The following is a 9837-nucleotide window of genomic DNA, read 5'->3' on the forward strand; positions in this document are numbered from 1 at the left end:
AACCGAACACCATTTAGGCGGTGTCCTAAATGGGTAAGTTTCGGACAACGGTTTTTTAAACTATGAAAGAGCTCTATATTTTATAGGTTAAGGGGGTGTTTTGATTTGAGAATTAATCTTAATGGTGAATGGAATTTTGTTACCGACCCTGAGGATAGTTTGTCTCTGGAAAGTCTGGGAACCGTGTCCGATCGGCGCAGGATAAGGGTTCCTTTTTTGGGAAAACAAGTTTTAAAATACCTGAATTTGAAACACCTGTTAAAACTAGATTAAATATTTGAGTCTCCAAGCGGCGGCATGGTAGCAACAAATTATTTTGAGTTTAATATTTTCCCTAGAGCTTGTCCTGATGTTGCAAGTCTTAAAATTATGATTTATGACCCCTCCAAATAAAATTAGTAACATGGCCTAAAAGCTCGAGGTGATAGGGTACAAGGTAACTTCAAAAGCTGACCAAGATACTGATAATATATCCACAAGTGTTATTGACAATAAAATAGAAATTGTAGGTGCCAATTCTAAAGTGTTGCTGTTGGCATGTATTGATAGCATTCATGTTAACTCTGATGTTAAGACCGTTGACCGTTTCTCTAAGGGTCTTTGGGGCGGCGGGATTAGCAACTTCTCATACGTTGATCCAAAATTGTTAAAAGGTATTTCAACTTTTTGTCAACTCTGCAGACTCGACTTCCACCTTTGCGTACTGAAAAATATTATTGAAGTTCCCAGATTAGAGGATTTGTATATTATATTAATCTGTGTATTCTTAGGCTGGTTAAACTCTCTAAGAGTTCTTATTGGTCAATTAAAACTTGGGATAAAAGTGTTTGCTTGTACATTTTACCTCTCGGTAGTCTTTGGAGTGAATCCTATGGCCACAAAACTTCGCTGTAACTTGTTTGAGTACATAGTAAACATAAAAGAAAAGAAATAGATAGAAATGGGACGCAATTAGAATTATTTGCTCGTTTACAAAACTTTATATTAAGAATGGTGAAAAAGAGTTTTGATTTTTACATACAGAGATGTGAAAATTTTTGTTGGGATTTAAAGAAAAAAGGGAGAGAGAAAGCATTTTTTAGGATTTTATTCGGGAGGTATTTCTTTGAATATTGTTTCTATGTCCACACCTGCTTTCTTGTTTCGCCTTTTCATTATGAGATAGATGGATGCTCCAACTAGGTATACAATTAAGCCTATTAGTAGTGAACCAATGTTAAAGGTTGCAAGTGCCGCTAATAGTAGTGGAATAACTGCTATGATGGCTATGATGCCTGAGATTATGAGGACTGGAACTCTTCCAATCCTAGGATAGTATGTAACTTCAGCAAGGTCTCTCCTCCTAGCATAAAATCTTAGTCCAGATATAACTGTTAGGGCTATGACGATGACTGAGAGAAATATTATATTTAGTGCTTGTTGAAGTGCGCTCCAGTAGCTCAGAGTAACTCCCACCATAGCGATAAGCATTGAAACACCGATCGCATATATTGGTGTATTGCTTCTTTCGCTTAGTTTGCTTAACCTAGTAGGCATTAATCTATCGAAGCTCCAAGCGAAAATGTACCTTGAAGTTGTTAGAAGACCAGGCATAATATAGTTAACTAGCCATAATGTGCCGCCAGCGATGATGAAGAGTCCCAACCAGTTTAATCCAGCTAGAGGAGCTGCAAAGAAGGGGACGCTAGCAGGTATTGGTGTCGGAAGCCTTCCAAGATAGCTCCAAGCTCCGTACTGAATCCAGTATTGAAAGTTAGCCGGGTTTAGCTGACTTCCCCACAACCACCAGTATAATATGCTACCATCACCGCTCTTGAGGTATGTAAGGTAATTGTAGGCTGAAATGAATGGGCCATAGTTAGCTTGAAGAGGATATAGTATCCCTAAGTAGAATAAAGCTATTGCAAAGAGACCAACAACCATAACGTAGAAAAATGTTCTCTTAGTATCTCTTACTTCTCCACCAATATAGGTAATAACCATTGAGCCTGAAAACGCGAACATGGCCACAATGACCGCTCCCATAGTGTCTCCAAATCCGTTAAATGAGGCGTTAAAAGCGAAGAGCCACCACCACCACCGATAAGCTAGCTGGAATATCTCCCCATATGCTCCTAAGGGAATTCCGAAGAGGCTGGATCCTTCCCAGCCGAAAATAGTGTTCCAAGCCCACAGCATATCAATAGGCGAGTGGGTTCCTAAAACCCAGATTGTTGCTACACCAGCTAGAAGAGGTAAAACAAAGAGAATACGCATAATCCAGAGGGAGCCTCTCATACTAACCATCAACACTAATCCAAAGAAGATAATTAGTATTATACCGAAAACTACACTCCAAGCAGGATCTGTTAATTGAATTGACCATCCTAGAAGACCCAGATTCCATGTCCAGAGACCGTAATAAGTAGTGAAAAGGCTTATGAATGAAACCGCTTGGAAACATAGAACACCTATAGTAAACATAGCCACTATCCATGAGCCCCAAGAGGCAATAAACCCCCATCCAGGGCCAAGAATTCTGCTAATGTATACGTAATCCCCACCACTTCTGGGCATCGCCCTTGCAAGTACAGCGTAAACTATTGAAATAGGTAGCATTAGAAGCAGACCACCAATGTAAGACATTGATAAGTTTGCCCCTGGGAAAAACCCGGGAGCTAGGGATTGAACCGATAGAAACATTATTCCACCAGCAATGATGAAGGAGAAAGTTATGACAACAGCGTCTTTAATTGAAATTTCTCTGACCAAACCTGTAGCATCACGGGTGAAAACAATCCTCTTACCGCTACTAGAACCGGACATTTTCTCTAACCTCTAAAGTAGTTTAAATGAATTTACGATATTAAAAGTCGATATACAAATATTTAAAACTTGTACTCATGAGTATAAAACCGTTATTAAACCACTCAAAGGGTTTAATATTATAAAAATATTATAGGAATTCTATAAATTTAAAATTAGTTTTTATTAAAAAACATATTTGAAAAATTTTAGACGAATGTTTTATATTCATGTTATGTAAAAAGTGTGGTTAAGAATCTATGAGGTATGTTAAAATGTCCGAGGTTTATATTATCGGTCACAAGTCTCCGGATACTGATTCGATTTGTGCTGCTATCGCTTATGCGAATTATAAGAGGATAACGGGAGAAAATCCTGCGGCTAAAGCCGCGAGAGCAGGCGAGATCAACCCGGAAACAGAGTATGTTCTTAAAAACTTTGGTATTGATGTCCCGGAGTTGCTTAAAAACGCTGAGGGAAAAAAGCTGATCTTAGTGGATCATAATGAGTTTCAACAGATTGTGGACGGAGCTGAAAAAGCTGAAATAATAGAGGTTTTGGACCATCATCGCATCGAGTTCAAACTAGCAAATCCTATATTTTTCCACACTGAACCCGTAGGGTCAACGTCAACACTGGTTGCGGAGAAGTACTTTGACAAGGGAGTAAAGCTGGATAAAAAGATGGCGGGTATAATGTTGGCAGCTATCCTCTCTGACACTGTGGTTTTCAAGTCTCCCACATCTACGAATCGCGACAAAAAGGTTGCCGATAAACTGGCCAAAATTGTGGGTGTGGATCCCCAGAAATTTGGAGTTGAAGTTAAGAAGGCTAAAGCTAGTTTAGAGGGAAAAAGTGCCAAGGACATCATTCACTCTGACTTTAAAGACTATACTTTCGGTGGTAAAAAGGTGGGCGTGGGGCAAGTGGAAATAGTGGACATAAATGAAGCTATAAGCAGAAAAAGGGAAATACTTAAAGAAATGGAGAGGATGACCACGCAAGAAGGATACGATATGATTTTTATGATGCTCACCGACATCATAGAGGAGGGGACAGAGCTCCTAGTAGTTGGCGATATGGATAGCTCAGTGACCAAGAAAGCCTTCAACGCGGAACTGAAAGATAATTCAGTGTACATAAAGGGTATGATGTCCAGAAAAAAGCAAGTAATCCCGCCACTCGAAAAAACAATAAGCTAAAAACTAACAAGTCTTGAGAGATAATTTCACCTACCTATTATTTTGCCTTCTGCCATATTTTTTATTAGATCGGAGGCTCTGCTTTTGTTAAAGACGCCACAGATGCCAGATTTAGAAAACCTCCTATTCGGTGATTTAGCTATTCCTATAAAAATAGATCGCGGAGTGTCAACGGGTTTAGGTCGTTAAACGAAATCCCTAGGTATGTAATTGGGTAAAGAAGTATACAAAAGGTATTAATAATATTACGAAATGTATTTAAGATAAAGTAAAAATATTCTTTTTTATTATTAAGATAGTAAGGTTTATTAATTAAGATACAGAATGTATAAACAAATATATTAATTTAAAGATTTAAAAAAAGAGATGTGTGGTTTCTTCAGAATATATTCTAAGAACCACTCTCTCCAAAGTTTCGAGTAAAAAAGTGAGGGATTAAATTGTCGAATAAAGAAGTCGTTAAAGAGGACTCTGTTGATTTTGAACCAATGACAATGTTTATTGTTGAGGCTGTTCGAAGAATTGAAAGTCTATTTGGGCCAGCCTTTACCAAAATGATTGCAAAATACGCTTTAGAGTTCCATTCTGAGAAAACGAGCGACCCCACGCCGGCGAATATAAATGACTTAGAAGAGGTTACCAAATACATTATGGAAACTAAAAGCAAGTACCCAAGAGGCTACAACTCCCTGATCTTCGGAATTGCTATGGCTGAGAAGAAGTTTGAAGGAGCCTCAGGTTCAGGTTCAAAAAACATAGCTTATAATGTAATTAAAAAAATGATCGAAGACTCGGGTGTGCTAGAACAGCTAAAGGGGAAAACGGAAGACATATTCGAAGCCTTAAAGGAGCACATGAAGTTGCTCTCTGCCACCAAGATTGGAGTACCTCAACGCGTGGTAAGAGAGTCAGACAGTGTGATTTTAGATGAAATGTTTGAGAACTGCCCGCACAAAGATGTTTGCAGAAAAATGGTTGAAGAAGGCGTCACCAGAATGGTTGGGGGACAGGAATGCGTAGCACTAATAGGGAACACTGCAGGGGTAAGCATAATAACGGGAAAGCCTCTTGACTACAAGCTGGATACATTTGACCAACCACACTGCGTAGGAAGAATCTTTGAAATCTGAGCAAACAATCAGGTTCACCACCCATGGTAACATATGGCCTAGGTCTTGGATGAGAGAAAAGAAATGAAAACTATTAAAAGAATCCTTTTTTTTCTTATTTTCAACTGAACATATTCTTTATTAGCTCGGTGGCTCTGCTTTTGTTAAAGACGCCACAAATGCAGGGTCTAGAGAGTTCCTCAGCCGCTTCTTCAGGGGTTATCTTGTTCTTATTTACTTGTTGTATTAAATTTTTAACTAGATTCGGCGATACGCAGTGGTGTCCGCACATGGAGGTTATTTCTAATATTTTTTCTGAAGGAAGTAGTTTTTTGTTTCCGAATACTCCTAGGGATAGATTAATCGTGTGCAACTTGAGACCAATTTCCTCTGCGACTTCTTTCACTTCGGATATTAGTCCGCTGACCGTGATTGATATTCCCAAATTCTCTTTCTTAAGAAGCCTCAGAGCAGTTTTAAATGCGTGTCTGTCGTCGTAAACCGCTTGAATAGCCGGTGTAAGGTTCCAAAGAATTTCATTTATCATATTTACTGGCTTTTGAGATTTTAGTATCTCAGCTACTTTTAGGAGCTTTGCCCGTGAATCTGGTTGAACATTATTTATTCCATGAGCAAAGATAGCCACTATAACGTAGTCTTTTTTCAGGGAATCCTCATCACCCATACGGTGCAGAGTGTGCGTCATTACAAATCGCCTCCAGGTCTTTTTCCCAGGCCCAGATTGATTTTTGCATTAGGCCTCACCTCGAAACCCTCCATTTCAATTAGGGGAAGTACGGGAATAGATCCATCAGGATTAAACCGGGAAATCACTCCCACCGTAAAAACGGTCTCGACCTCACTTTCCAGGCTTCTTAGTGATCTGAGTATTTCTGGAACATTTTCTATTTTGGTTTTAAATTCAATTAAGCAAGAAAGAACCCTCTCTTCGCCAATATTGAATCTCAATTTCCCGTAGTCATCTATCAGCTCCGTATAAGGATTTTGCTTCTCAAATACCACTCCTTTTGAGGCTAAGATGGTTGAAATTTTCTCAGCCTCCTTAAAGCTAGTTCCCACACCGGGTCTCCCCAGTTCCACACAAAATCCCACCTCGCCCAGACCATATCTCTCAGTAATGTCATTGGTTTTCATTTCTTCTGTTCCCCTCCCTGGAATACCGGTAACCTTATGAGTTCCCACCACATCGCTGAAAGGGTTTCTAATCTCCCTAGGCCACTCAAGGACCGCGGGCTTAATTGCTCCCTCCGGGCAAATCCAGATGCGATAGCAAGTGTAGCACTCCACACACCTATCCTGATCTATCTGGGCTGTTCCCTCTAGTAGGTGAATCGCGTTTACTGTACAGTATGGTAAACAGTTACCGCATCCCACACACTTTTCCTCATCAATTAACACTTTCTTTAACCTTCTTTTTTTGTACATTTATGTTGATTTTATGACCCTAGTTTTGACTGATAAATATTTATAGTTGTAAAAGTATAAATTATTTAAATATTAATGGAGTTTTAGAGGAAGTGCCCTTTATGGGTAAAGATAAGCGTGTTGAAGAGGCCTTAAAGAGGTTGGAGCAAGGGATTGAAAAGATTGCAGAAGTCTTTGACCAATATACTGAAACTGTCAGGCAAGAAATGGCTTTTGTAAACCAAAAAATAACAGACCTCGAGAGTAGAATAGACGGAATTGAATCGTGGTCCTCCTTCGCAGGAGAAGGGGGAGAAACCAGACCCCGAGTCACGCCAAGACCTACACCATTAAGTAAAGCCTCAGTACTGGAGAGATATACTCCACCAACAATAGAAGAATATACACCAGCGGTGGAAACTCATGCTACCCGTCCAAGCGTATCTGAAGCAGAAACTGGTTACATGCCAAGCACTCCAACCAGACAACCTACAAGAAGAACCATAGAACACGCAAGTTTTGTCACAAAAGAAGATCTAGGAATCGGAGGACCATCACGAGATGAAGGAGCAGGAGGATATAGACCCATCAGAGGGGGAATAGTGGAGGAAAAATTCGTAAAGCCTTCGGTTTTTGCAAAGGAAATGAATAAACTTCATGATCAAGCTGTTGTAGCAACGCAAACCCCCTATGGTCCGGGAGGGTATACACCCCCACCCTCAATGCAGCTGAGACAGGAGGTATCCCGAGTTTTAGGAAAAATCAGACCAGAAGCCCAGATAAGAGTTCCCCGCCCATCACCAGTTCAAGAATATGGTCCAGGTTCAAGCACAGGTTATCAAGCCCCGAGTGGACCTGCCTATATGGGAGACTATGGTCCACCTCAAGCTGCAGCACCAGCATACTCAACAGAACCTGCACCCGCACCGGGTCCGAGTGGAGAAACCAAATCCATAAGTGTACCCGATAACTGGCTGCCTGAATCATCCAGAGCAAAATATTATAATCCTAAAAAATTAAAGAAAGGCGACATTAAAGAAATGGAGAAGAAGACCAAGGACATATTCAAGTAATAGTAACCCAGAAAAATTCAAAGTATTTACCGAATATAAAGTGAAAATCATGTAACTTAGGATGATTAAAAATAACTTTTTTTCACACTTTAAGGCAATTTAATAAAGAAAGGAAGGGGGAGTAAGTTTAGAAGTTGACCTTGTCGATTCCCTTAAGTCCCAACATTTTCCTAGCTTCATCGGGGGTAGCGATTTCTCGACCCAGATCCTCTATGATTCTTACCATTTTTTCAACTATGGGACCGTTACCCTTTGCTAATTCTCTGTATCGAATGAACAGGTTATCCTCAAGACCAACACGCACGTGCCCACCCATGACTGCAGCTACAGCGCCTAAGTGGAATTGTCTTGGGTATCCGACGCCTATTACACTCCATGTGAAATTCTGATTGCCCAATATTCTTTGAGCCTCGGTATAAATGTGGGTAAGTTCATAGACGGTGTTTCCCGTTCCTCCTAACACACCTAATACGAACTGCATGTGAGCGGGAAGCTTAACCCATCCGAATCTTATCATGGCCATTAGGTTCCAGAGTCCATTAGGGCCATAACATTCGAACTCTGGTTTGACATCGTTCTCATACATGACGGTCATAAATCTCTCTACGTCAGCGAATGTGTTTTTGAAAACATAGTCTTTTGTGGACATGAGAATTGCATAAAGTAATTCATCGTCTTTGAATCTCTCAGCTAGTGGGAACATTGAAAAGTTCATAGTTTCCGTGTTGCAGGAGCACATTTCTGGAGCGAATTCCGCAGCAGGGGCTATTCTTTCATCTGCCGTCATGTCTTTGCCGCCACCAGTTGTGCAACAAATTATAAGGTCGTCAGCCTTTTGCTTGATTTTTTCAAGGTTTTCTCTCCAGATTCCTAGGTCGGGGGTGGGTAATCCCGTTTTTGGATTTCTTACGTGTACGTGGACTATTGCTGCGCCCGCGTCACGGGCCGCCTTAGCTTCGTCAGATATTTGATCGGGTGTTACAGGTATGTATGGCGATTGCTGGGGGAAGGTTGCACCTCCAGTAAGTGCACAAGTTATTATACACTTTTCTTTCCAAGCGGATAATTCTGCCATAAAGATTTTACCTCCCAAAATATTTGGATATAGATTATAGAAATATGGTTTATTGTTGAATTATATTAAGTTTTGGGTAAAGATAGTAAAGATAATAATAGAAGTTTCATTAAGGCTTTATAGCTGATGGTGTGGTTTAACGTTTTAGCAGTTTTTCTATTGCTTTTTTGGCTTGTAGGGCCGCGTTGCTAGGATCTTTGGAGCCCCATATCTCCAATGCGATTAACCCATTATAGTTTATTTCTTTGAGGACTTTCATTATGGGATTGAAGTATATTTTACCTTCTCCCGGAATTTTGTGTGCATCGTATGAGCCATCATTATCGTGTAGGTGAATATTGATGAGACGTTTATCTAGTTTTTTTATGGTATCCGCTATTCGGGATTCAGGAGAAATTGATACTCTTTTGGAATCTAGGAATTCAAAGAATTTTAAAACTATGTAAGCATGAGCTATGTCCAGAGTAACATTTAGGTTATCAAATCTACCAATGTATTCGACAAGATCTTCTAAGGTGTAGCAGAAACTCAAGCTTATGGGAATGTTTTCTAAACCTATCAGGACTCCCGTCTCCACCGAGTATTCAATCAACTTCTGAAGTGAATCCAGAAAATTCTTTTTACCTTTTTCACGTAAAGAGGGGATAAAGGGATAGGGGGGTATGTGTCCAGGGTGGAGAGTAATTAGCTTGGAGCCCAGATTTTGAGCTAGATCCATAGTCCACTTTATCTGATTTACAGATTCATTTCGGAAGTTGGTGATGTGTGAAGCGATGTTTATATCCCAGATCGGGGCATGTATTGAGCTCTGAAAACCATGTGATTCGATTATCTCCGCTATTTTATACTGTTCTTTTTCATCGAAATTACCTGACCATTTTTGGGGTAGGTCTGCCCAAATTTCTATTGAATTATAACCATACTCTGCTGATTTTTCAATAATTTCCTCCAGGGTCAGATTTAGGAATAATGTGCTTGAAAACCCTATGGCTGACATTGTTCTTATCTTCCTATATTATTATAAAGAAATTGGCATATCCACAGATATCTTTCAGTCTATTAAACAGTAAAACGAAACGAAAAAATATTTAAAAATATCTATACTAGTAGATATTTCCATATGTTCAGACAAAGCTCCTGTTGTATAGTTTTTTGTTCTCTTCTATGAT

Annotated in this window: 10 protein-coding genes; 5 read left to right on the forward strand and 5 right to left on the reverse strand. The window is 39.8% G+C overall.

All coding sequences use genetic code 11. The features are described 5' to 3' along the window. The first annotated feature begins 105 nt into the window (after nucleotides 1-105). Entirely contained in the window at nucleotides 106-273 is a 168-nt protein-coding gene (locus ACUVXA_RS11035; protein ID WP_445871315.1) for a hypothetical protein, read from the forward strand. A gap of 259 nt (nucleotides 274-532) precedes the next feature. Then, nucleotides 533-934 (forward strand): hypothetical protein, encoded by a 402-nt coding sequence (locus tag ACUVXA_RS11040; RefSeq protein WP_445871316.1) that lies wholly within the window; start codon nucleotides 533-535, stop codon nucleotides 932-934. Between the two features lie 152 nt (nucleotides 935-1086). On the opposite strand, the gene ACUVXA_RS11045 is transcribed toward ACUVXA_RS11040, so the two are convergent. After that, a complete protein-coding gene (locus tag ACUVXA_RS11045) occupies nucleotides 1087-2805 on the reverse strand; it encodes an APC family permease (protein ID WP_445871317.1) in 1719 nt (572 codons plus the stop codon). A 254-nt stretch (nucleotides 2806-3059) separates the two neighbouring features. On the opposite strand from ACUVXA_RS11045, the gene ACUVXA_RS11050 reads away from it, so the two are divergent. Both ACUVXA_RS11050 and ACUVXA_RS11055 read left to right on the forward strand, forming a co-directional pair. Continuing rightward, on the forward strand, nucleotides 3060-3986 hold the full coding sequence (locus ACUVXA_RS11050) for a manganese-dependent inorganic pyrophosphatase (RefSeq protein WP_445871318.1): 927 nt from the start codon (nucleotides 3060-3062) through the stop codon (nucleotides 3984-3986). Nucleotides 3987-4426: 440 nt separating this feature from the next. Then, nucleotides 4427-5116 carry a hypothetical protein gene (locus tag ACUVXA_RS11055; RefSeq protein WP_445871319.1) on the forward strand — a complete coding sequence of 230 codons (690 nt, stop codon included), beginning with the start codon at nucleotides 4427-4429 and terminating at the stop codon, nucleotides 5114-5116. A 100-nt stretch (nucleotides 5117-5216) separates the two neighbouring features. Here the strand turns inward: ACUVXA_RS11055 and ACUVXA_RS11060 are convergent, their stop codons facing one another. Next, on the reverse strand, nucleotides 5217-5801 hold the full coding sequence (locus ACUVXA_RS11060) for a hypothetical protein (RefSeq protein WP_445871320.1): 585 nt from the start codon (nucleotides 5799-5801) through the stop codon (nucleotides 5217-5219). Then, nucleotides 5801-6514 (reverse strand): DUF362 domain-containing protein, encoded by a 714-nt coding sequence (locus ACUVXA_RS11065; RefSeq protein ID WP_445871321.1) that lies wholly within the window; start codon nucleotides 6512-6514, stop codon nucleotides 5801-5803. The genes ACUVXA_RS11060 and ACUVXA_RS11065 overlap by 1 nt, the downstream gene beginning before the upstream one ends. A 128-nt stretch (nucleotides 6515-6642) precedes the next feature. On the opposite strand from ACUVXA_RS11065, the gene ACUVXA_RS11070 reads away from it, so the two are divergent. Next, nucleotides 6643-7593: a hypothetical protein gene (locus tag ACUVXA_RS11070; RefSeq protein ID WP_445871322.1), complete on the forward strand. Its 951-nt coding sequence runs from the start codon at nucleotides 6643-6645 to the stop codon at nucleotides 7591-7593. Between the two features lie 127 nt (nucleotides 7594-7720). Here ACUVXA_RS11070 and ACUVXA_RS11075 read toward each other — a convergent pair whose 3' ends face one another. Together ACUVXA_RS11075 and ACUVXA_RS11080 are read right to left on the reverse strand one after the other, a co-directional pair. Next, nucleotides 7721-8668 carry a 3-keto-5-aminohexanoate cleavage protein gene (locus tag ACUVXA_RS11075; protein ID WP_445871323.1) on the reverse strand — a complete coding sequence of 316 codons (948 nt, stop codon included), beginning with the start codon at nucleotides 8666-8668 and terminating at the stop codon, nucleotides 7721-7723. 136 nt (nucleotides 8669-8804) lie between these two features. Continuing rightward, nucleotides 8805-9665 carry a sugar phosphate isomerase/epimerase family protein gene (locus tag ACUVXA_RS11080; RefSeq protein WP_445871324.1) on the reverse strand — a complete coding sequence of 287 codons (861 nt, stop codon included), beginning with the start codon at nucleotides 9663-9665 and terminating at the stop codon, nucleotides 8805-8807. Between the last annotated feature and the right edge of the window lie 172 nt (nucleotides 9666-9837).

Source organism: Candidatus Jordarchaeum sp., from assembly GCF_052745115.1.